The sequence below is a fragment of the Gordonia sp. ABSL11-1 genome (assembly GCF_030315685.1).
Lineage (GTDB): Bacteria > Actinomycetota > Actinomycetes > Mycobacteriales > Mycobacteriaceae > Gordonia.
In genome coordinates this window covers 29,630-51,332 of the sequence record NZ_JASXSI010000026.1, presented here as the reverse complement: position 1 = coordinate 51,332, position 21,703 = coordinate 29,630, and the positions used below count along the sequence as shown (strand labels likewise).

Here is a 21,703-nt window from a genome sequence, read left to right as displayed (position 1 = left end):
GGCCTCCTCGTCCGTCGCTAGCCTGGCGACCATGAGTCCCCAGGATGCTTCCCTCAGCGACACCTACACCGGCGACCTGTCGGAGTCGCCGGCCCCACAACGGCGCACGCTCGACTCGGCGACCATCGTCAAACTCTCCGTCGGCCCGATGGACAACAACGTCTACGTCATCACCTCACGCGCGACCGGCGATCAGCTCATCATCGACGCCGCCAACGACGCCGACCGAATCCTCGAGCTGGTCCGCGAGCTGCCCGGGACCCCACGACTGATCTTCACCACGCATCGACACTTCGACCACTGGCAGGCGCTGGAGAAGGTGGCCGGCGAGCTCGGTGTCCCGACCGCGGCCGGGCGCCACGACGCCGAGGAGCTGCCGGTCACGCCGGATCGTCTCGTCGACGACGGTGACACCATCACGGTGGGCGACCTCTCGTTCGAGGCCATCCACCTCGTCGGTCACACGCCGGGATCGATCGCCCTCGCACTCACCGACGGCGACGTCGTGCACCTCTTCACCGGCGACTGCCTCTTCCCCGGCGGGGTCGGCAAGACCTGGGAGCCCGGCGACTTCGAGACCCTTCTCGGCGACGTCACCGCGAAGGTCTTCGAGCGCTACGACGACAGCACGATCGTCTACCCGGGCCACGGCAAGGACACCTCGGTCGGTGCCGAGCGTCCGTCGCTGGCGGAGTGGCGCGAGCGGGGCTGGTGATCGGCCGCCCGCACCGATCCGGCTGGACCGACACAGCCACGCGCGCAGGCTGGGCGCCTGCGACGGCTGCTCGTGACCGGTAGCCTCGATGAGGTTCACCCGCTCAAACAACGGGCGGTGACCGTCCGAGTCCTGTCACGAGGAGGCCGTCAGTGTTGATCCGCCGAATTGCCCGACCCATGCTCGCCACTGTGTTCGTCGCATCGGGGATCGATGCACTTCGCAACCCCGGGCCGCGCGCCGAGAAGTCCCAGCAGTTCGTGGACAAATCGGTCGAGACCTTGCCCGACGAGGTCACCGACAACGTGCCGACGGATCCCGAGACCCTGGTCCGGGTCAACGGTGCGATTCAGATAGGCGGCGGAATCCTCTTGGCCACCGGCAAATTACCGCGGGTGGCGGCCCTGGGCCTGGCCGGCTCGTTGGTGCCGACGACGCTGGCCGGTCATGATTTCTGGAATGAGACCGATCCGCAGGCCCGGGCCCTGCAGCGCACGCAGTTCCTCAAGAACGTGAGCCTGCTCGGCGGATTGCTCATCGCGTCGGTCGACACCGAGGGCAAGCCGTCACTGGCCTGGCGCGGACGGCAGAAGGCGTCGGCCGCGAGCAGCGCCATCGCCGGTGCGCTGCCCGTCGTCGCGTCCGACTCGACCTGGGACACCATCCGAGAGCGGTCGGTCGAGGGTGCTCACGTGTTGGGCGAGCGCTCGGCCGAGGCGGCCGAGGTCGTGCGCCACCGCGCCCCGGAACTCGCCGAGGCCGCACGAGAGCGGTCGGTGGAGGCCGCCGAGGTCATCCGACATCGTGCCCCCGAGATCGCCGAGGCCGCCGGCAAGTACTCGAGTGAGGCCGCCGAGGCCTTCCGCCACCGCGCCCCGGAGCTGGCCGAGACCGCACAGAAGCGGACCGCCGAGTTCGCCGAGATCGCGCAGAAGAAATCCGCGGAGTTCGCCGAGGCCGCCCAGAAGCGCGCCGAGGAGGCCCAGAAGCGCTCGGACAAGGCCGCGAAGAAGTTCGGGAAGCGCTCCGACAAGACCGTCAAGAAGGTCCAGAAGAAGACCGACAAGGCCGTCAAGACCGCACAGAAGAAAGCCGACAAAGCTGTTGCCGTCGCCCAGAAGAAGTCCGACAAGGCCGCTGATCGCATCAAGGATCGCGCACCAGAACTGGCGGACGCGGCTCGTGAGCGTTCCGCGGACGCCGCCGAGCTGATCCGCAAGCGTGCGCCGGAATTGGCCGACACCGCCCGGGACCGCTCAACCGACGCCGCCGACTACATCCGTGCCCGGGCCGGCGAACTCGCCGACCAGGCCGACGCCTTGGCCACCACCACCAAGGACCGCGCCGCCGAGGGTGCCGAGGAAGGCCGTCGGCGCCTGGGGAAGGCCCGCTCATAGTCCCGACCGGTCATCCGTCGTCCCGGATCGGCGCCATCGGCCCATCCGGGACGACGCATCCCGCCCACGAGTACCCGTGGACGGCGACCGACGCCGACGGTGACGCCGCCATCGACTCGGCGGCGCTCGCCGGCCGTCGGCTTGTCGTCGCCGTCGGGTCGAATGCCTCCCGTGAGGTGTTGCGCACCAAGCTGGCCGCAGTGATGGCCGGGAGTTCGCCACCGCCGATCATGCGGGTGACGCTCGCCGATGTCGCCGTCGGGCACTCCGCGCATGTCTCGGCGCGCGGGTACATCCCGGCCGCACCGTATCGAGCCGACGGAGCCACCCTGAGCACCGTCGGCGCCTGGCTCACCGACGACGAAGCCGCCGTCCTCGACCACACCGAACCGAATTACGATCGCATGATGCTCTCCACCGCCGACCATCCGGTCGTCGCCGCTCCCGTTGTCCCGCCGACGTTCTCGCTCTACGTCTCCCGACACGGTGTCCTCGCCGACCCGCGCAACGGCCGCAAGCTCCCGCTGGGACCGCAACGGACCGTCGTCGAATGGCTCGACGCCGAACTCGCCGACCGGACACTGTCCGGGCCGGTGGACGACGTCTGCCGACGACTCGCGGTGCCACGCCACGGCGCAAGGGTGTCCGCGGCGATGTGGTCGGCAGGACTCGCGTCCACATGCGGGATCGGTACGGTGTACGCCGAAGGAGCGGCAGCACAATGAGTTCCACCGATACCGGCTCCCCGGAGAGCTCGACGGTGCCGGACGCGGACGAGCGGATCGACGAGGAGCAGGCGCACCTCGATCTCGTGTACGGGCGGCTCGACCGGATGCGCGCGAACACCCAGCGACGACTCGCGACGACTCTGCGGGAAGCGGGCGGCACGCCGCAGGCGCGGTCCGAACGCGAGTCCTACGAACGTATGTACACCGAGGACCTGGCAAAATTCGATGCCGCCGAACACAATCTGTATTTCGGGCGTCTCGACCTCGACGACGGCGAGGTGCGGCGCATCGGTCGCATCGGAGTGCTGAACGACGACGCCGCCGACACCACGTTGCTCTTGGATTGGCGCGCACCGCTGTCGCGGCCGTTCTATCTCGCCACCCCGGCGGCTCCCGAAGAGGTCGACCGCCGACGACACGTCCGGACCCGCAGTCGTCGGGTCCGCGCGGTCAACGACGAGTTCCTCACCCTCGGCGACGCGTCCCCGCATGACGTCGGACACGGCGACGTCGTCAACGAGACCGCTCTCGTCGCGGCGTTGAACGCCGCCCGCACCGGCGAGATGACCGACATCGTCGAGACCATCCAGCGTGAGCAGGACCTGATCATCCGATCGCCGCACCGCGGGGTGACGGTGATCCAGGGCGGTCCCGGCACCGGCAAGACCGCGGTCGCGCTGCACCGGGCGGCCTACCTGCTCTACACCCATCGGGACATCCTGTCGCGCAGCGGAATCCTGATCATCGGCCCCAACGCCGACTTCCTCAACTACATCGGCCAGGTACTCCCCTCGCTCGGCGAGTCCGGAGTCCTGCTGTCGACGGTCGGCGACCTGTTCCCCGGCGTGCACGCCATCACCCCCGAGTCCCGCGCAGCGGCGGCGGTCAAGGGCGACCTACGCATGGTGGATCTACTCAAGCGCGCGGTCCGCGCACGCCAGTCCCTGCCGAGCAAGCCGGTGCCGGTCGACTTCGACGGCTACCAGGTGATGATCGACTCGGCGCTGATCAAGGCTGCCCGCGCGAAGGCACGCAGTTCACGCCGGGCCCACAATCTCGCGCAACCGATCTTCATCCGCGCCGCGCTCGACGGTCTCGCGCAGGCCCATGCCCGCACGATCGGGTCGAGTCTGCTGGACGGGACCCAATTGCTCAGCGGCGCCGACATCGCCGACATCCGTCAGGAGATGGGCCACGACGGTGAGATCCGGCGTGCCCTGCTGAAGTTCTGGCCCGCCCTCGGGCCGCAGGAGATGCTGCGTGAGCTGCTGTCCGACCCGGCAGCGATCCGCAAGGCGAGCCCCGGCTGGGCCGACGACGATCGCGTCGCGCTGCACCGCGAGCCGTCGTACGCACAGCGAGACGGCAGTGATCTGAGCGCCGCCGATGTACCGCTGCTCGACGAGCTCGCCGAGCTGATCGGCTACGGCACCGACGACGCGGAGAAGGCCGAACGGGAACGCTGGCGCCGTCAGCTCGCCGACGCCCAAGATGCGCTGGACATCCTGACCGGTTCGGCCCCACAGGATCTCGAGGATGAACTCGATCCCGAGATCCTGATGGCCTACGACCTGATCGACGCGGAGACGCTGGCCGCCCGGCAGACCGAGAGCCAGCGCCTCACCACGGCCGAGCGCGCCCACGGCGATCGCAACTGGGCGTTCGGGCACGTGATCGTCGACGAGGCGCAGGAACTGTCGGCGATGGCGTGGCGCATGGTGATGCGGCGCATCCCCAATCGCTGGATGACCATCATCGGCGACACCGCGCAGACCGGCGACCTGGCCGGGACACGATCCTGGGGCGACGTCCTGACACCGTATGTCGCCGACCGCTGGCATCTGCGTGAGCTGACCGTGAACTACCGGACACCGTCGGAGATCATGACCTATGCCACGCGGGTACTGGCCCAGATCAACCCGACGATGTCACCGCCGACGTCATTGCGCAGCAACGGCATCGAACCGCGCGCCATCCGCACCGATCCGGCGGCCCTGGCCAAGGTCGCCGTCCGCGCGGCCACCCGCCCGGAACTGACCGGTCTGACAGCGGTCATCGTGCCTGATCGATTGCATGCCGATCTGCTCACCGCGGTCGACGACATCGACTCGCCGCCACGGATTCTCACCGTGGGCGCGTGCAAGGGGCTGGAGTTCGACAACACCGTCGTGGTGGAGCCGGCGGAGATCATCGCGGACTCACCGCTGGGTCATTCCGATCTCTACGTCGCGCTGACCCGCGCCACCCAGCGATTGACCGTGGTGCACGCAGGTGACCTGCCGGACGAGCTGGCGGACATGACGAACGAAACCCCCGACACCTGGTAGTTGCCGGGGTCCGGTCGAACAGTGCGTGACCTGGTCCGTGAGGACCAGATCGTGTGCGAACTACGTCGTGTGCACGATCAGCACGTCACACGCCGACTTGCGCGCGACGTCGGCCGGCACGGAACCCAGGAGGCGACCGGCGATCGAGTTCAGGCCTTTGTTGCCGACGACGAGCAGATCCGCCTTGGTGTCGGTGACCAACTGGAGCAGCGCATCGACCGGCGCGCCCTTGATGGACCGCTGATCGATGTTGGCCGCTCCCGCCTTGGTGGCACGCTCTTTCGCGCTCCGCAGGATCTCCTCGGTCGGCGTCGACCCGGTCACCTGATACGCCTCGTCCTTCAGCACATCCGCGGCGCCGCCTGCGCTCTTGTCGTTCGGAAAGTAGGCGCACGCGATCACCAGCGACGCGGCGTCGCCCGCCAGTGCCCCCGCACGCTCGACCGCCTTCAGCGACGACTCAGAACCATCCGTGCCGACGACGATCGTTGTGTATGCGCTCATCCCAACCTCCACGAGTCATTCCGCCCCGATGTCACGAGGCAGGTGTCATCCCCAACTGTAGAACCCCTGATCCGGCAGATTAGTTGGCGACGTGCCGGTTTGTCCGCCTTTCGTGGGGATCAGCACATTCACCGGATGCCTGCGGCATCCATTCCCCGCAGTTCCTTCTTGAGATCCGCGATCTCGTCACGCAGCCGTCCGGCGAGCTCGAACTGCAGGTCACGGGCGGCACTCATCATCTGTTCGGTGAGCTGCGCCACCAGATCCGCGAGTTCGGCGCGCGGCATCGTCGAAGTGTCCCGCTTCTCGATGACACCCGAGCTACCCGCCTTGGACACCTCTCCCTGGGCCCGCCGACCCCGGCTGGCGTTGCGTCCGGAGCCGCCGATGGCGACCGCGTCGTCCTCCGCTTCCCGATAGACCTGATCGAGGATGTCGGCGATCTTCTTGCGCAACGGTTTCGGGTCGATGCCCATCTCGGTGTTGTAGGCGACCTGCTTTTCGCGGCGTCGTTCGGTCTCGTCGATGGCGTTGCGCATCGAGTCGGTGATCTTGTCGGCGTACATGTGGACCTCGCCCGACACGTTGCGCGCGGCACGTCCGATGGTCTGGATGAGCGATGTCGTCGACCGCAGGAAGCCCTCCTTGTCCGCGTCGAGGATCGCCACCAGCGACACCTCCGGGAGGTCGAGTCCCTCACGCAGGAGGTTGATGCCGACGAGCACGTCGTACTCGCCACTACGCAGCTGACGCAACAGTTCGACGCGTCGAAGCGTGTCGACCTCGGAGTGCAGATAGCGAACCCGAATGCCCAGTTCGAGCAGATAGTCGGTGAGGTCCTCGGCCATCTTCTTGGTGAGAGTGGTGACCAGGACACGCTCGTCGCGCTCGGTGCGTTCCCGGATCTCGTGCACCAGGTCGTCGATCTGGCCCTTCGTCGGCTTCACGATCACCTCGGGATCGACCAGACCGGTCGGGCGAATCACCTGCTCGACGAACTCACCGTTGGACTGACCCAGCTCGTAGGGACCGGGCGTAGCAGACAGGTACACAGTCTGACCGATGCGGTCGACGAACTCGTCCCAGGTGAGCGGACGGTTGTCCACGGCCGACGGCAACCGGAAGCCGTAATCGACGAGGTTGCGCTTGCGCGACATGTCGCCCTCGTACATGCCGCCGATCTGCGGCACGGTGACGTGCGACTCGTCGATGACGAGCAGGAAGTCCTCGGGGAAGTAGTCGATCAGGGTCGCCGGCGCGCTGCCGGCCGCGCGGCCGTCGATGTGACGCGAGTAGTTCTCGATGCCTGAGCAGAACCCGACCTGCCGCATCATCTCCAGGTCGTAGCTGGTGCGCATCCGCAGCCGCTGCGCCTCGAGCAACTTGCCCTTGCCCTCCAATTCGGCCAGGCGCGCCTCGAGTTCTTCCTCGATGCTCGTCATCGCCCGTTCCATGCGCTCGGGCCCGGCGACGTAGTGGGTGGCCGGGAAGATCCGCAGCGAATCGACCTGTCGGACAACGTCACCCGTGAGCGGATGCAGATAGTACAGCGACTCGACCTCGTCGCCGAAGAACTCGATCCGTACGGCGAGTTCCTCGTAGGACGGGATGATCTCGACGGTGTCGCCGCGCACGCGGAAGCTGCCGCGGGTGAATGCGGTGTCGTTGCGTGTGTACTGCACGTCGACCAGCAGCCGCAGCAGTGCGTCGCGGTCGATCTCGTCGCCGACCTCGAGTTCCACCGAGCGGTCGAGATAGGACTGCGGCGTACCCAGACCGTAGATGCAGGACACCGACGCGACCACGACGACGTCCCGTCGCGACAGCAGGTTCGAGGTGGCCGAATGCCGCAACCGTTCGACGTCGTCGTTGATCGACGAGTCCTTCTCGATGTAGGTGTCGGTCTGCGCGATGTACGCCTCGGGTTGGTAGTAGTCGTAATACGAGACGAAGTACTCGACGGAGTTGTTCGGCAGCATCTCGCGCAGTTCGTTGGCGAGCTGGGCGGCGAGGGTCTTGTTCGGCGCCATCACCAGCGTCGGTCGCTGGACCCGCTCGATCAGCCAGGCGGTGGTAGCCGACTTGCCGGTACCGGTCGCGCCGAGCAGGACGATGTCCTTCTCGCCCGACGTGATGCGTCGTTCGAGGTCATCTATGGCGGCCGGCTGGTCACCGGCGGGCTCGTACTCGCTGACCACCTCGAAGTGACCACCAGTCCGTTCGATCTCGCCGACCGGACGGAACTCGGAGTGCGCAAGGACCGGACGTTCTGCTGCAAAAGCCATAGTGCCAGGGTAAACGCGCGGTCCGACAGTTGTGTTCCACCGGTTGTGCCGCCGCCATCGGATCGGGGGCTGATGTGTCCGCCAGCGTGGCGGGCAGCACTGTCACCTGTCAGGTCGAGCAGGGAGTGCACGACAGGGCATTCCGGTGTTGACAGATGTGACACGGCGGGTCCTGTCCTGCCCGTTCATCCTCGTGGACGTCTCGCTGTCGGCAGCGTGCCGACAGTGGTTGCGATCGGACCCGGGGATCGGAATCAATCGCGCCTGCATCGGGCAGCCGGGCGTTCGGATCGACGCTAGAGTTCACCCATGCCGGAGCATCTGCATCCGCCGAAACGTGAGGTCTTCGACGTGCCGGCGATGACCAACACCGACAACAAGGGTTTTGTCCGCGAGGTCGAGCGGTATGAGGCGACCGAGCACGGTCTCTACATGTCGCGGACAGCAGATCACCCCAGGTTCGACCGGCTGGAGTCGTGGCTACTGCCGTCGCTTGGATTGCGCGCCAACATCTTCCACTACCTCGGCGGCTACCGAGACGGCCAACGCCTCTACCTCGACATCGGCCACTTCACGGGACCGGACGACGCGGGTCGCTGGTATGCGGAGGACTGGTACCTCGACCTCGTCGACGTGCCCGGACACCCTCTCGAACTCATCGACGTCGACGAACTGTTCGAGGCGCACTCGGCAGGCCTTTTGGGCACTGCCGAGTGCGAGGAAGCAGTGACCATCGCGACGCGAACCCTGGTCGGCGCGGCCGAACACGGTCATGACGTCCAACGATGGCTCAGCGCGGCGGCCGGTGGACTAGTGTTCTTCATCGACCGGCCGGCCGGCTGATCGCTGTCAGTAGATCGGGACGACGTAACATGCACCGCCACGGACGAATCCGGGCAACTGGACGCCGGTTCCGACATTCACCGAACGCGTCTTGGTGACGCCGTCGAGGGTGGCCGTCAGGACATAGCGGCCTGGCGCATTCGGTCGCCAGACGGGCGTGACAGCGGTTGATGTCGGTTTCTGGTCATAGATGGTCGTGGTCCTACCCTGGCCCACCGACGTGATCTTCAGGTTCGACTTCGACGATTGGTATCCGTTGACGATGACCTCGAGCTCATAGGCGCAGCCGGCGCCGTACACGTTGTAGTTGGTCGAGCCACTCGACGATCCGTAACCCGCGGGTGTCTGCACGGCGATGCCCTCGAGGGCCGCGTTAGCGGGAGCAGCCCCCAGGGCGCCCGCGGCGCCGACCGCTAGGAATGCTGCTGCGGCGCAGGTTGATCGCGCGGTGATACGACTTCGGTGACTCAGCATGGACTACTCCACTCTTCGACGTTTCGTCTCGTTACGGACGTCGCCCCCGACGGGCGCGAAAGGAACGTTAGCAGCGCAACGGAGACGTGTGGGCCATTTGGTTACAAATGTTGTCAGTTTGTATCATCGGCCAGGTGCATGCGAGATGACGGGGCCCGGGCGCCGCGGGATTGATGTAACGCAGTGCCTGGGCTCCATCGCGGTGTCTCTGGTGGGAATGACGTGTACGCACCGAGTCGATCAGTCCGTCAGTGGCTGGTGTCGTCGACGGCGGCCACGCCCAGAAGTCAGGGCGCGAGGACCAGGCACGTCTCCGGATCGATCTGGATGCCGTTGCCGCCCACATCTACCGAAACGGCGTTCGAGGTGCTCGCCCCCTGGACGGCTGCGATTGTGTACTTGCCCCGAATTGTCGGTTTGAATCCGAAGCTCGCCTTGCCGTCGGCGGGCGTCACCTTCGTCTCGTCGTCCGCGCTGCCAGGACCGTCGACCTTGAAGGTCACGATGGACGTGTCGGCATCGACGTTCACTTCCGCCTTGTAGGTACAGCCGACTCCCCGTACGCCCTCCACGGACCCGGGACCCGACTGCTCCTGAAGCGTCAGACCGTTGACGGCGGCATTCGCGGGCGCGGCCATGACGAACCCAGTGGCGGCGATCGCGGCGCACGCAGCGGTTGTTCCGGCGATTCGACTGGTGGAAATGGTCATGATGTCCTTCCCGTTGTTCCTCGCGGTCAGAACGGAATTGACATCCGCTCCCGTCGAACGTAACAAACACGGAGGAGGATACCTGGAGGTTTGGAGTTGCAAACCTCTTGTGGTGCATTGGTTTTACGGCGGAGAAAGCACAACGGGTGTTGCGGACCGATGGTCCGCAACACCCGTTGAGGTTAAATCAGACAATCAGCCGATCACGAGGCAGCCGGCCTGCAGCGGCGAGACAATCGTCAGCGAACCGGTGTCTCCGCCCGGATCGAGATTGATGCCCTGCTTCACCTCAAACTCCTTGGACTGCGAGACGCCGCCCTGTGTTGCCTCAATCTTGTAGGTACCCACCTGGTCCGGGGTGAAATCGTACGTTGCCTTCAGACCGGATGGCGTCTTGGTTGATGTGGCAGTAGCCCCGTCCGGCTTTGTGATCTCAAACGTGACGGACCCGACGTTGGTGCTCACAGCGGCCTCGATCTCGTAGTTGCACGAGGTTCCGTATGCGCCCTCAGACGAACCATAACCCGATGGTGTATTCGACTTGATGCTTGTCACCTCGGCATTCGCCGGTGCAGCCATGACCAGGCCTGCTGCTCCGACTCCGATGAATGCGGTGGCGGCACCGAGAATACGGGTGCGGCGGGTCTTGCTAACAGCCATGTGCTGGTCTCCCTTGGCATTTCGTTGTATCGGTCGCATCCCGACGATCGCGACCGCACCTTTAGGTATTTCACAGAAATCACGATTCGGCAACCGTTGTATCCCGGAATGGCGTCATGGTTGCCGAGAATTCACACGAATTGACCATCGCCCAACTGCGACAATGCCTATCCGATGACGAGGCAGGAACTTCCTGTGTAAACGCCCACACCAACAGTGATCTCACCGGTCGACTTTCCGGGGTCCTGCGCGCCTTCCTTGGCCACAATCGTGTATTTGCCTGGGGCAACAGGGAACCAGGGGTACGTGGCCTTGCCACCGTCGGCCTTGATGGTGGCAACTTTGTTGGAGTTGATATAGAAATCAACATTGGAATCCTCGGGGGCGGTCGCGATGACCCCGTATCCACAGCCGGCGCCGTAACGCTGCTCCCCGACCGATCCGAACAAAGCAGAGTTGTCGATCTGGATGTCGCTGACCGCGGCGCTCGCGGGCCCGGCCATCACGGCTCCCGCGGCGGCGACACTGGCGAAAGCGACACCGGCGGCCGCGACGCGGCCCTTCGAACGTGCACCCATGGCTGATCTCCCTCGACATAGAGCAGTGATGTAGGTCGCACCTACGGTTTCGCGCTTCACGCTAGCAAAGGATGCCGCCGCAAGTGGAACTCCGTGCCGCCTTCTGGCCACATGTGTCCTCAGAGTTCATCTGTTCGCTGGAATCGCGCGTCGGCGATGCGAACCAGGCAGGACGGAGCCTTGACCTGCCACGACTCCCCTGACACGCTCGGGCGATGAGCGCGGCGCGAGCAGGGCTGAGCAGCCATACCCAGCGGTCTGTGATCGAGGCGCCGATCGAGGATGTGTGGGCGCGCGTGGCGAGCATGGAGGGCATCAATGACGAGCTGATGCCGTACATGCGGATGGTGCTGCCGCGCCGGCATCGTGGGAAGTCGATCGCCGACATCGAAGTGGGCGTCCCGCTCGGCAAAGTGCTGATCCTCTACGGCGGCGTGCTGCCCGCCGACTACGACGACCTGACCATCGTCGAACTGACACCCGGCATGGGATTCCGCGAGGAGTCATCCATGGCGTCGATGGGCGTCTGGCACCACGAACGACGACTCAGCACAACACGGTCCGGAGGGACCGAGGTGGTCGACGCGGTGCACTTCCGACCACGCCTACCGCTGCGTCCGCTGACCCCGGTTCTCGTGTGGTTCGTCGGGCATCTGTTCAGCCATCGGCATCGTCGGCTGGCCGCACACTTCCGCTGATACGCGCGTGTTCAGTCGCACGACTGCTTCCAGACGGCGATGCGACGATAGGCATCGTCGAACCACGGCTCTTTGGCGGTGACATAGCGTCCGAGGTCGCCGTCGGCGCCGTCGAGGGCGGCACGTTTGATCTGTGCGTACTCGTCGCGGGCGGCGTCGTCGGCGCGTAGCCAGTCGCGGAAGTCGATCGCGAAACGACCGCCGGGCGAGCCCGCAGCGCGCAGATGGACGTTGACCGGACGGCCGGGGTCGGCGGAGCCGTGAAAACGCTTGCCCCACAATCCCCGGTCGACCGAGCCGGTCGACGGATCGGGCTTGGGGTTGTCACCGTCGATGCCGGCGACGCGGGGGAAGCCGCCGTCGGCGAGGGTGTCGGCGAGCCCGTCGGCGACGTCGAGGTCGGCGACGGTGATCTGCACGTCGATGGTCGGCTTCGCGGCCAGGCCGGGGACGGCCGTCGAGCCGATGTGGTCGATCGCCGATGCCTTGTCGCCGACGATCGCCCAGAGCCGGTTGACGATCCGTGTGCCGAGGGCGGCCCACTCCGGGTCCGGATCGACGAGGGCCAGCGGCGCCTGCGCGACCGTGCGCGAGCGGATGTTCGCCTCGAACGGGACCAGGCGCTCATCCCATAGCGCGGCGGCCGCCGCGGCAAGATCGTCCGGCGAGCCATGATTGTCCAGCCAGACGTCGGCGACGGCGCGGCGCTGCTCGTCGTCGGCCTGCGCGGCGATGCGGGCCCGCGCGTCGCTCTCGGGCATGCCGCGGGCAGAGGTCAGGCGCTGCACCCGGACCTCGGCGTCGGCGTGCACGATCACCACGAGATGGAAGAACGGCGCCATGTTGCCCTCGACGAGCAGCGGGATGTCCTGCACCACGATGGCATCGGCGGGGGCTGCCTCGACGAGCTCCTGGGTGCGTTTGCCGACGAGCGGATGGGTGATCGCGTTCAGCTTCTTTCGCTGCTCGTCGTCGACGAAAGCCTTGGCGGCCAGCGCCGGCCGATCGAGGGTGCCCTCGGCGGTGAGGATGTCGTCGCCGAACGCCTCGACCAGCGCCGCCAGCCCCTCGGTTCCCGGACCGACGACCTCACGGGCGATCTTGTCGGCGTCGACGTGATAGCCGCCCCGCTCGATGAAGGTCGTCGCCACCGTCGATTTGCCGGCGCCGATGCCGCCGGACAGCCCCAGTCTGATCACATCGACCAGTCTCGCAAACGCTGCGACGACTGTTCCCGCGACCTCGCGATGGATGCCGCGGGAACAGTGTGGGCGACCGATTCGTGGTCAGTCTCGTCGTGGGATGCGGATCAGCCGGTGACGCCGGTGAGTTCGATCGTCTGCTGCAGCAGACCGGCCTGGGCCTTCTTCTCCCCCGTCGTCAGATCGACAGCGGTGATCGTCTTGGCGGTCGGGTCGGCGACGTAGGCGACGCCGTCCTGCACGTGGACGTTGGGCATCGGTGACTGCCACTCGTCGGGCTCGGTCCACGCCGGGATCACCGGGATGGTGCGGATCGGCTGGGCGGTCGCAGGGTCGTACACGTGCAACACGCCGTCGGTGCCGAGGATGACCGCCGACCCGTCCGGTCCGCGCTCGATGGACCGGAAGCTGTAGCTCGCCGGGAACGGGACGACGCGCAGTTGCCCGGTCCGGGTGTCGGTGAGGGTGAAGCGGTTCGGTCGTTCGAGTTCGGCGTCCTTGTCGGTCTTGTAGTCGCCGAGCACGACCGGTGACTCCTCGGACCCGGCCTGGTTGCCGATGCGTCCGTAGGCGGCATCGGGGCTCTGCACCTTCTGGATCTCGTTGCCGCGCACGATCAGGATGCCGTCCTGGCATCCGAAGGTCAGCACGCCGTCGGCCGCTGCGGCCTCGCCGTGCACACCGGGACATTGATCGTTGCGGGCGATCTCCTTGCGCTCCTTGTCCAGGATGACGATGCCGGTGCGGGTGTCGTCATTGCCTGCAGTGGTGACCAGGGTGCCGTCCCCGCGGGACACGGCGACGCCGTGGTGCGGTTCCGGCACGGTGTACTCGGTCGATTTCGCATTGCCGCGCAGCAACTCCGCGGGCTCGACGACGTCGACCTCGCCCGTGCCGTCGCTGAACAGCGTGATCCGCGAGTCGTGCGGCACGACGTGGCCGGGTTCCTCACCGCCGAAACGCATGTCGGTCATCGTCGGCTGCGTCGTGTAGTAGTGCCCGTGGTCGCCGTGCTGACGAGTCCACGTGCCCATGTCGAGGACACGGAACCCGCCTGTCTCCGAGACGAAGACGTTGCGGCCGTTGCCGGCGCCGTTGAGCCTGATAAAGCCCTCGGTGGGGATGTCGGCGACCTGCTGGAGGTTGTCGGCGTCGAGCACGAGGATGCCGCCGTCGTAGCTGAGGGCGAGACGCGGTGTGGCGCTCTGCTGTTCGACGGGTTGCGCCGCTGCCGAGCCCGAGGGTGCGCTGCTGGTGGCCGTCGTCCCGCTGGTCCCGCTGTCGGAACCGCAGGCGGTGAGCGCGAAGGACGACACGACCAGCAGCGCGGCGGCCCGTGTCAGGTTTGTCCGTTGTAGATGCACGCGGGATAGTGAAGCCTTTAATGACAATTATTGTCAACAACGCATGAGTGGGTGCACATAAAACACCGCTCCCCGGTTCGGAATCCGAACCGGGGAGCGGTGAGTGGTTACTGCGGTGTGCGTATCAGGCGTTGCCCGACAGCTTCTCGCGCAGAGCGGCGAGCTGCTCGTCGCTGGCGAGTGAACCGCCGGTCGACGGAGCGCTGCTCGAGCTCGAGCTCGAGCGGCTCTCGGATGCCGACGAGTAGTCCGACGGGGCGTTGGCGGCCTCGGCGGCTGCAGCGGCGAACTTCTCCATCTGCGCAGTGTGCATCTTGTGGCGACGCTCGGCCTCGGCGTACCGGGCCTCCCATGCCTCACGCTGCTTCTCGAAGCCTTCGAGCCACTCGTTGGTGTCGGCGTCGAATCCCTCGGGGAAGATGTAGTTGCCCTGCTCGTCGTAGCTGTCGGCCATGCCGTACTTCGAGGGGTCGAACTCCTCGGTGTAGTCCTCGTTGGCCTGCTTCAGCGACAGCGAGATCCGGCGACGCTCCAGGTCGATGTCGATGACCTTGACCATCGCGTCGTCGCCGACGGCGACAACCTGATCCGGCACCTCGACGTGGCGCTCGGCCAGCTCGGAGATGTGGACCAGACCCTCGATGCCCTCGTCGACGCGGACGAACGCACCGAACGGCACCAGCTTGGTGACCTTGCCCGGCACGATCTGACCGATCGCATGGGTGCGGGCGAACTGACGCCACGGATCTTCCTGCGTTGCCTTGAGCGACAGCGACACACGCTCGCGATCCAGATCGACGTCGAGCACCTCGACGGTGACCTCGTCGCCCACGGCGACGACCTCGGACGGGTGATCGATGTGCTTCCAGGAGAGCTCGGAGACGTGCACCAGACCGTCGACGCCGCCGAGATCGACGAACGCACCGAAGTTGACGATCGAGGACACGACGCCCTTGCGGACCTGGCCCTTCTGCAGCTGGTGCAGGAACTCGCTGCGGACCTCGGACTGGGTCTGCTCGAGCCAGGCGCGACGCGACAGGACCACGTTGTTGCGGTTCTTGTCGAGCTCGATGATCTTGGCCTCGATCTCCTTGCCGATGTACGGCTGGAGGTCGCGGACGCGACGCATCTCGACCAGCGATGCCGGGAGGAAGCCACGCAGACCGATGTCCAGGATCAGGCCACCCTTGACGACCTCGATGACGGTGCCCTTGACGGCCTCGTCCTTCTCCTTGAGCTCCTCGATGGTGCCCCACGCGCGCTCGTACTGAGCACGCTTCTTGGACAGGATCAGGCGGCCTTCCTTGTCCTCCTTGGTGAGGACCAGGGCCTCGACCTCGTCACCGACGTTGACGACCTCATTGGGGTCGACGTCGTGCTTGATCGAGAGTTCGCGAGACGGGATGACGCCTTCGGTCTTGTAACCGATGTCGAGCAGAACCTCGTCGCGATCGACCTTGACGATGGTGCCTTCCACGATGTCGCCATCGTTGAAGTACTTGATCGTGGAGTCGATGGCGGCGAGGAAGTCCTCGGCCGAGCCGATGTCATTGACGGCTACTTGCGGCGAGGTGATCGTGGGGGACGACATATGTTGAGTTGCTCCGGACAGGTGTGTAGTAGGTAAAGTTCTTCTGATTGCACGTATGAACAGCGTGTAGTCGAGCACACGCGCGTGAGCCAGCGTACTCCAGCGGCATTGTACTGGGCAAATGGCTGTGACGGTGAGGGGTGACCAGGTGGTTCATTCGCTCGAACTGCTGTTGGACGAGGCGTCTGACCAGCAGGTTCGCGATGAGTGGGACACGCTGGCCGCCGCCGGACTGCCCAGTCAGAGCGCACATCGCGCCCCCAGCAATCGACCGCACATCACCCTGGCCGCCGCCGGTCACATCGCCGGCTCGGCCGACGCCGCCCTCGTGCCCGTCGGGATGCGGTTGCCGATCCCCGTGCTCCTCGGCGCGCCGATCCTGTTCGGCCGCCCGGATCACCTGACACTCGCGCGATTGGTGGTGCCGTCGACCGACCTGTTGTCGGTGCATGCGCAGACGCTGCGCCTGGCCGCCGATCACCTCGGCGACGAGTCGGGAGGTGGCGCCACACCGATGCCGCACAGCCTGGCCGGGCGGTGGACCCCGCACGTCACGCTGGCCCGGCGGCTCACCCCCGACGAACTCACCCGGGCACTCGCCGTGCTCGACACCCGCGGGACCATCGAGGGCCGGGCCGTCGGCCTACGGCACTGGGACGGCAACGCCAAGACCGAGTCCATGCTCGCCGGCCGCGCCTGCTGAGGCCGTCGTCGAACTGCTTGTCATCCGTTCGTCGGGACTGCGTCCGATCCATGACCGATCCGACAGGTGTTCGAGACCTCGCCGTCGCAAGGTCGCCTCATGACCACCGCACCCGACACATCCACCGCCGATGCGTTCGCCGAACGCATCTTCGCCTCCGCGATCGCCACCGCGGGGACCATGAGCATCTACCTGGGCGAGCGGCTCGGCTGGTATCGCTGCCTCGTCGACCACGTGCCCGTCACCGCCGACGAACTCGCCACCCCGACCGACACCCGACGCCCGTTATGCGCTGGAGTGGCTGGAGATGCAGTCGGTCTACGGCATCGTCGACGCCGACCTCGGGCAGGATCCGCCACGGTCCTCGTTGCCGCCAGGCGCCGCCGAGGCGCTCACCGACACGTCGAGTCTTGACCTATCTCGGCCCACTGCCCCGGATGTTCGCCGCGTCGTTCGCGCACATTTCCGAACTGCTCGCGGCCTACCGCTCGGGCGGCGGGCTGAGGTGGGCCGAGCTCGGCGCCGACGCTCGCGAATGTCAGGCCGAGCTGAACAAGCCGTGGTTCGAGCGCGAGCTGGCCCCGGCGCTGGCCTGCGTCGGGCATCTCCATGGGCGGCTGTCGACGCCGGGCGCACGGATCGCCGACATCGGCTTCGGCGGTGGCCACTCGACGGTCGCTCTCGCACAGGCCTATCCCGGTGCGACCTTCGTGGGGCTCGACGTCGACGAGGAGTCGGTGCAGATGGCACAGCGCGTGGCGGGCGACGCCGGTGTCGACGACCGTGTCGACTTCGTGCTCGCCGACGGTTCCGGCGCCCAACAGCACGGACCGTTCGACGTCGTCTTCGCCTTCGAGTGTCTGCACGACATGCCACGGCCGGTCGAGGTGTTGTCGGCGGCCCGGGAGGCGCTCACGCCCGGCGGCAGGATGATCGTGATGGACGAGGTGGTGTCGGACGAATTCGCCGGTCCCGCAGATGATGTCGACAAGATCATGTACGGGTTCTCGGTGTTCGTGTGCTTACCGGACTCGATGAGTTCGCCACCGTCGGCGGCGACGGGCACGGTCATGCGTCGCTCCGCCCTCGAGGGATACGCGCGTGATGCCGGGTTCTCCACGGTGACGGTGCTGCCGGTCGAGGACTTCGGGTTCTTCCGCTTCTACGAGCTCACCCCGTGACCCTATGATCACCACGTGAACGATGACCCCGACCAGCACGACGACGTCGGGTCGGTCCGGCCGCCGCGCGTCCTGACCGCCGTCGACTCCACCACGAGCGACCGGGCGAACCGCTGGTGGTGGGATCACGACGCCGAGAACTACCACGCCGAGCACGGCGAGTTCCTGGGTGCGCACGCGGCCGGCGGCGACTTCGTCTGGTGCCCGGAAGGATTGCGCGAGGCCGACGTCGGACTCCTCGGCGACACCGCGGATCGCGACGTTCTCGAGGTCGGCTGCGGATCGGCTCCGTGTTCTCGCTGGCTGGCAGGACAGGGCGCACGTGTCGTCGGCGTCGATCTGTCGCGGCGCATGCTGGGCATCGGACTCGCCGCGATGGCCGCCGACGGCGTGCGCGTCCCGCTGGTGCAGGCGACCGCCGAGTCGCTCCCCTTCGGCGACGGGTCGTTCGACATCGTGTGCTCTGCGTTCGGTGCGGTGCCGTTCGTCGCCGACAGCGCCGGCGTGATGGCGGAGGTCGCGCGGGTTCTGCGGCCAGGCGGCCGATGGGTGTTCGCGGTCAATCACCCGATGCGGTGGATGTTCCTCGACGATCCCGGGCCCGACGGCCTCATCGTGCAGATCCCCTACTTCGACCGTACGCCCTACACCGAGGTCGACAACGACGGCGCCATCACCTACGTCGAGCACCACCGCACCATCGGCGACCGTGTTCGGGAGATCCGTTCTGCTGGAATGATTCTCGACGACCTCATCGAACCCGAGTGGCCCGAGGGCTTCGACCAGGAGTGGGGCCAGTGGAGCCCCTTCCGCGGTCAGTACTTCCCGGGGACGGCCATCTTCTGTTGCCGGAAGGGGTGACGGGTTTCCGGTGCCCGCTTGCCGACTGTGGCAGCCACCCCTGGTTTCGAACACCACGCGGGTTGTGAAGTCGGGTGATGTTGCAGAGCGAGGGTGGCTACCTCAGGCGGCCTGCGGCTCCATCAGACGTCGAACCCGCGCGACCAGACCGTCGGCCTGGTCGACGTCGGACCATCCCCCGTGGATGACGCGGTTGCCGGCCTCGACGAGCGCATCAGAGCGTCCCTTCTCCTTGCGGAGCACCGCTACCCCGCTCTCGCCCTGGTACTTCGACTCACCGTCGGCCTCACCGACCGTCTTCTGCTCCCGCCAGTAGAAGTCGACCCTCCCGATCCATCGTCCCCAGCTGTCGTAGAGATCCACCTGTAGTTCTGGCATCGGCACGCCGCGATCGACGAGCTCGATCCGACTGCGCGACTCCAGGACGGACTCGGCGAGTCCGTTGAGCTCCGAGACGATCAGGCGAGCTCTCTCGGCTCCGGTCATTCTCGTGATCAGGTCCAGCTCGTTCTGCAGATCCTCCATGGTGCACAACTCCTGGTGCAGTGCGGAATCGCCGATCGCGATGGCCGGAACCCGACTCGCGGTCCGGGCGATGTCGATGACCGTGCGTGCCGGTGACGTCACCAGCACACCATCGACGACGGTTAATGCCGGTGGCCGCTTGTCCGTCATGAGTTTCACACCGGTCGAGGCCCGCGATCCGGGTGAGCGTGACGGATCGGCCATCACGACCTGGCGGACATCGATACCCCAGACCGGGAGTCCGAGGACGGCTCCGGCGGACCCCGCTGCGAGTGCACGCCCCGGACGGCGCGACGTCCGGAGACGCGCGATCGAGAGCTCGCGATAGCGCTGCTCCCGGGTGCCGTCGAGGAAGGCCGTGGAGATCACCACGCCGCGGGCCAGCACGGTCAGGACCCCCGATTCGGTACCGGATCGGATCTCATAGTCCGTGAATCCACGAGCGAGTAGCTCGGGACGGACCAGTGCGTGTTCGATTAGTGACAGATCGTCCATGACAGTTGGACGCACGGCGCACCGATTCGGATCCACTCATCGACGTCGCCTGACAGCCACCCCTACTTTGCAACACCACCTTCACACATTACCGAGGTGGTGTTGCAGATTCGGGGTGGCTGTCAGAACCTGCCCGAAAGGCTCACAACAACTTCGACAGGAACCCCTGTGTCCGTTGGTGTTGCGGGTTGGCGAGGACCTCGCGGGGGTTGCCATGCTCGACGACGACCCCGCCGTCCATGAAGACCAACTGGTCGGCGACCTCCCGCGCGAACCCCATCTCGTGGGTGACCACGAGCATCGTCATCCCGCTGGCGGCGAGCTCGCGCATCACGCCGAGGACCTCGCCGACGAGTTCGGGATCGAGCGCCGACGTCGGCTCGTCGAACAACATCAGTTTCGGTTCCATCGCGAGCGCACGGGCGATCGCGACACGTTGCTGCTGTCCACCGGACAGCTGTGCCGGGTAGGTGTCGGACTTGTCGTCGAGGCCGACCCGATCGAGCAGATACCGGGCACGCTCGGTGGCCGCCTTCTTGCTCTCCCCCTTCACCTGCGTCGGAGCCTCGATCACGTTCTCGAGGGCGGTGCGGTGCGGGAAGAGGTTGAAGTGCTGGAACACCATTCCGATGTCACGGCGCTGCTTGGCCGCGTCCTTCGGGCTCATCTCGTAGAGCTTGTCGCCGCGCTCCCGGTATCCGATGAGGTCCCCGTCGACGTAGAGTCGGCCGGCGTTGACGACCTCGAGATGGTTGACGCATCGAAGGAACGTCGACTTGCCCGAACCCGACGGGCCGATCATGCACAGCACCTCGCCGCGACCGACCTCCAACGAGATGCCCTTCAGCACCTCCAGTGACCCGAAGTTCTTGCAGACCCGCTCGGCCAGCACCATCGGGTGATCAGCGGCTCTCATCGCTCTCCCCTTCGATGATCGGTGCATTCTGCACGGCGGCCATGGCTTTGAGCTGTCGGGCCGTCATCTGCCGGCTCGCGCCCTTCGAGTAGTAGCGCTCCAGGTAGAACTGCCCCACCATGAGGACGCTGGTGATGATCAGGTACCAGGTCGACGCGACCATCAGCAGCGGGATGGGCTGGAAGTTGACGCCCGATATGTCACGTGCGCGACCGTAGAGCTCGTTCGTCAACGGCACTGCGGCAACAAGGCTCGTCGTCTTCAGCATGCTGATCAGCTCGTTGCCGGTCGGCGGGATGATCACCCGCATCGCCTGCGGCAACACCGTTCGACGCATCGTCTGCGCCCACGACATACCCAGTGCCACTGACGCTTCCGTCTGCCCCTCACCCACCGACGACACGCCGGCGCGGACGATCTCGGCCATGTAGGCCGCCTCGTTGAGTGCCAGGCCGATCATCGCGAAGAGGAATGCCGCGTTCAACGACTGGATGTCGAAGTGGGCGAACTGCACCGTGAACGGGATGCCGAGATCGATCCGCTTGTAGATCGACGGGAACAGACCCCAGAACACCAACTGCACGTACACGGGTGTCCCGCGGAATATCCACAGGTACACCCATGCCGTGTAGCGCAGCACCGGATTCGGCGAGAGGCGCATGACCGCCAACACCACACCGAGGATGATCGCGATGATCATCGCCAGTACGGTGAGTACCAGCGTGTACCAGACGCCGGACAGAATCCGGGTGTCGAACAGGTACTTCGCGTACGTGTCCCACCGATAGGCGTCATTGGTGGCCGCACCCCAGACGAACAGCGCGACCAGGATCAACACCACCGCGGCAGCGATCAACTGTCCCGGATGGCGCAGTGGGACCGCCTTGATCGGCGCGGGTTCCGTCGGATCGGGCGCGATCGGCCCGGTCGATGGAGACGTCACGTC

The 21,703-nt window shown here is 66.2% G+C and carries 21 protein-coding genes and 1 pseudogene; 9 read left to right on the top strand and 13 right to left on the bottom strand.

Annotated elements, in window-relative coordinates:
- The first annotated feature begins 31 nt into the window (after window positions 1-31).
- Both QSJ19_RS22505 and QSJ19_RS22500 read left to right on the top strand, forming a co-directional pair.
- The gene (locus QSJ19_RS22505; protein WP_286323229.1) at window positions 32-715 is read left to right on the top strand and encodes an MBL fold metallo-hydrolase; all 684 of its coding nucleotides are present in this window, start codon (window positions 32-34) and stop codon (window positions 713-715) included.
- Window positions 716-867: 152 nt separating this feature from the next.
- A complete protein-coding gene (locus QSJ19_RS22500; protein ID WP_286323228.1) occupies window positions 868-2,112 on the top strand; it encodes a DoxX family protein in 1,245 nt (414 codons plus the stop codon).
- Between the two features lie 10 nt (window positions 2,113-2,122).
- On the opposite strand, the gene QSJ19_RS22495 is transcribed toward QSJ19_RS22500, so the two are convergent.
- A complete protein-coding gene (locus tag QSJ19_RS22495; protein ID WP_286323227.1) occupies window positions 2,123-2,344 on the bottom strand; it encodes a hypothetical protein in 222 nt (73 codons plus the stop codon).
- 4 nt (window positions 2,345-2,348) lie between these two features.
- Here QSJ19_RS22495 and QSJ19_RS22490 point away from each other — a divergent pair, with 4 nt between their 5' ends.
- Window positions 2,349-2,837, top strand: coding sequence for a hypothetical protein (locus QSJ19_RS22490; RefSeq protein WP_286323226.1), 489 nt, complete (start codon window positions 2,349-2,351; stop codon window positions 2,835-2,837).
- Window positions 2,834-5,167 carry a HelD family protein gene (locus QSJ19_RS22485; protein ID WP_286323225.1) on the top strand — a complete coding sequence of 778 codons (2,334 nt, stop codon included), beginning with the start codon at window positions 2,834-2,836 and terminating at the stop codon, window positions 5,165-5,167. The genes QSJ19_RS22490 and QSJ19_RS22485 overlap by 4 nt, the downstream gene beginning before the upstream one ends.
- 60 nt (window positions 5,168-5,227) lie before the next feature.
- Here QSJ19_RS22485 and QSJ19_RS22480 read toward each other — a convergent pair whose 3' ends face one another.
- Window positions 5,228-5,671, bottom strand: a complete 444-nt coding sequence (locus tag QSJ19_RS22480) for a universal stress protein (RefSeq protein ID WP_286323224.1) — start codon at window positions 5,669-5,671, stop codon at window positions 5,228-5,230.
- A gap of 128 nt (window positions 5,672-5,799) precedes the next feature.
- Entirely contained in the window at window positions 5,800-7,956 is a 2,157-nt protein-coding gene (gene uvrB / locus QSJ19_RS22475; RefSeq protein ID WP_286323223.1) for an excinuclease ABC subunit UvrB, read from the bottom strand.
- A 309-nt stretch (window positions 7,957-8,265) separates the two neighbouring features.
- Here uvrB and QSJ19_RS22470 point away from each other — a divergent pair, with 309 nt between their 5' ends.
- A complete protein-coding gene (locus QSJ19_RS22470) occupies window positions 8,266-8,799 on the top strand; it encodes a ribonuclease FAU-1 family protein (RefSeq protein WP_286323222.1) in 534 nt (177 codons plus the stop codon).
- 6 nt (window positions 8,800-8,805) lie between these two features.
- Here the strand turns inward: QSJ19_RS22470 and QSJ19_RS22465 are convergent, their stop codons facing one another.
- From QSJ19_RS22465 to QSJ19_RS22450, 4 genes are all read right to left on the bottom strand, one after another.
- Entirely contained in the window at window positions 8,806-9,273 is a 468-nt protein-coding gene (locus tag QSJ19_RS22465) for a hypothetical protein (protein ID WP_286323221.1), read from the bottom strand.
- Between the two features lie 287 nt (window positions 9,274-9,560).
- Window positions 9,561-9,983, bottom strand: coding sequence for a hypothetical protein (locus QSJ19_RS22460; protein ID WP_286323220.1), 423 nt, complete (start codon window positions 9,981-9,983; stop codon window positions 9,561-9,563).
- 195 nt (window positions 9,984-10,178) lie between these two features.
- Entirely contained in the window at window positions 10,179-10,643 is a 465-nt protein-coding gene (locus tag QSJ19_RS22455) for a hypothetical protein (protein ID WP_286323219.1), read from the bottom strand.
- A 167-nt stretch (window positions 10,644-10,810) separates the two neighbouring features.
- Window positions 10,811-11,221 (bottom strand): hypothetical protein, encoded by a 411-nt coding sequence (locus QSJ19_RS22450; RefSeq protein WP_286323218.1) that lies wholly within the window; start codon window positions 11,219-11,221, stop codon window positions 10,811-10,813.
- A 215-nt stretch (window positions 11,222-11,436) separates the two neighbouring features.
- Here QSJ19_RS22450 and QSJ19_RS22445 point away from each other — a divergent pair, with 215 nt between their 5' ends.
- Window positions 11,437-11,919 carry an Rv1443c family protein gene (locus QSJ19_RS22445; protein WP_286323217.1) on the top strand — a complete coding sequence of 161 codons (483 nt, stop codon included), beginning with the start codon at window positions 11,437-11,439 and terminating at the stop codon, window positions 11,917-11,919.
- 11 nt (window positions 11,920-11,930) lie between these two features.
- Here QSJ19_RS22445 and coaE read toward each other — a convergent pair whose 3' ends face one another.
- From coaE to rpsA, 3 genes are all read right to left on the bottom strand, one after another.
- Window positions 11,931-13,118, bottom strand: coding sequence for a dephospho-CoA kinase (gene coaE / locus QSJ19_RS22440; RefSeq protein ID WP_286323216.1), 1,188 nt, complete (start codon window positions 13,116-13,118; stop codon window positions 11,931-11,933).
- Window positions 13,119-13,228: 110 nt separating this feature from the next.
- On the bottom strand, window positions 13,229-14,485 hold the full coding sequence (gene aztD, locus QSJ19_RS22435; RefSeq protein WP_286323215.1) for a zinc metallochaperone AztD: 1,257 nt from the start codon (window positions 14,483-14,485) through the stop codon (window positions 13,229-13,231).
- A 124-nt stretch (window positions 14,486-14,609) separates the two neighbouring features.
- Window positions 14,610-16,076 (bottom strand): 30S ribosomal protein S1, encoded by a 1,467-nt coding sequence (gene rpsA, locus QSJ19_RS22430; protein ID WP_286323214.1) that lies wholly within the window; start codon window positions 16,074-16,076, stop codon window positions 14,610-14,612.
- Window positions 16,077-16,224: 148 nt separating this feature from the next.
- Here rpsA and QSJ19_RS22425 point away from each other — a divergent pair, with 148 nt between their 5' ends.
- The 3 genes and pseudogenes from QSJ19_RS22425 to QSJ19_RS22415 all read left to right on the top strand — a co-directional run bounded on the left by QSJ19_RS22425 (window position 16,225) and on the right by QSJ19_RS22415 (window position 18,821).
- Window positions 16,225-16,779 carry a 2'-5' RNA ligase family protein gene (locus tag QSJ19_RS22425; protein WP_286323213.1) on the top strand — a complete coding sequence of 185 codons (555 nt, stop codon included), beginning with the start codon at window positions 16,225-16,227 and terminating at the stop codon, window positions 16,777-16,779.
- 99 nt (window positions 16,780-16,878) lie between these two features.
- Window positions 16,879-17,960 (top strand): annotated as a pseudogene (locus QSJ19_RS22420) (class I SAM-dependent methyltransferase).
- A 15-nt stretch (window positions 17,961-17,975) separates the two neighbouring features.
- Window positions 17,976-18,821, top strand: a complete 846-nt coding sequence (locus QSJ19_RS22415) for a class I SAM-dependent methyltransferase (RefSeq protein ID WP_286323212.1) — start codon at window positions 17,976-17,978, stop codon at window positions 18,819-18,821.
- Window positions 18,822-18,923: 102 nt separating this feature from the next.
- Here the strand turns inward: QSJ19_RS22415 and QSJ19_RS22410 are convergent, their stop codons facing one another.
- The 3 genes from QSJ19_RS22410 to QSJ19_RS22400 form a co-directional block, all read right to left on the bottom strand.
- Window positions 18,924-19,856 carry a type IV toxin-antitoxin system AbiEi family antitoxin gene (locus tag QSJ19_RS22410; RefSeq protein WP_286323211.1) on the bottom strand — a complete coding sequence of 311 codons (933 nt, stop codon included), beginning with the start codon at window positions 19,854-19,856 and terminating at the stop codon, window positions 18,924-18,926.
- Window positions 19,857-19,983: 127 nt separating this feature from the next.
- A complete protein-coding gene (locus QSJ19_RS22405) occupies window positions 19,984-20,757 on the bottom strand; it encodes an amino acid ABC transporter ATP-binding protein (RefSeq protein ID WP_286323210.1) in 774 nt (257 codons plus the stop codon).
- Window positions 20,744-21,700: an amino acid ABC transporter permease gene (locus tag QSJ19_RS22400; protein ID WP_286323209.1), complete on the bottom strand. Its 957-nt coding sequence runs from the start codon at window positions 21,698-21,700 to the stop codon at window positions 20,744-20,746. The genes QSJ19_RS22405 and QSJ19_RS22400 overlap by 14 nt, the downstream gene beginning before the upstream one ends.
- Window positions 21,701-21,703: the final 3 nt, after the last annotated feature.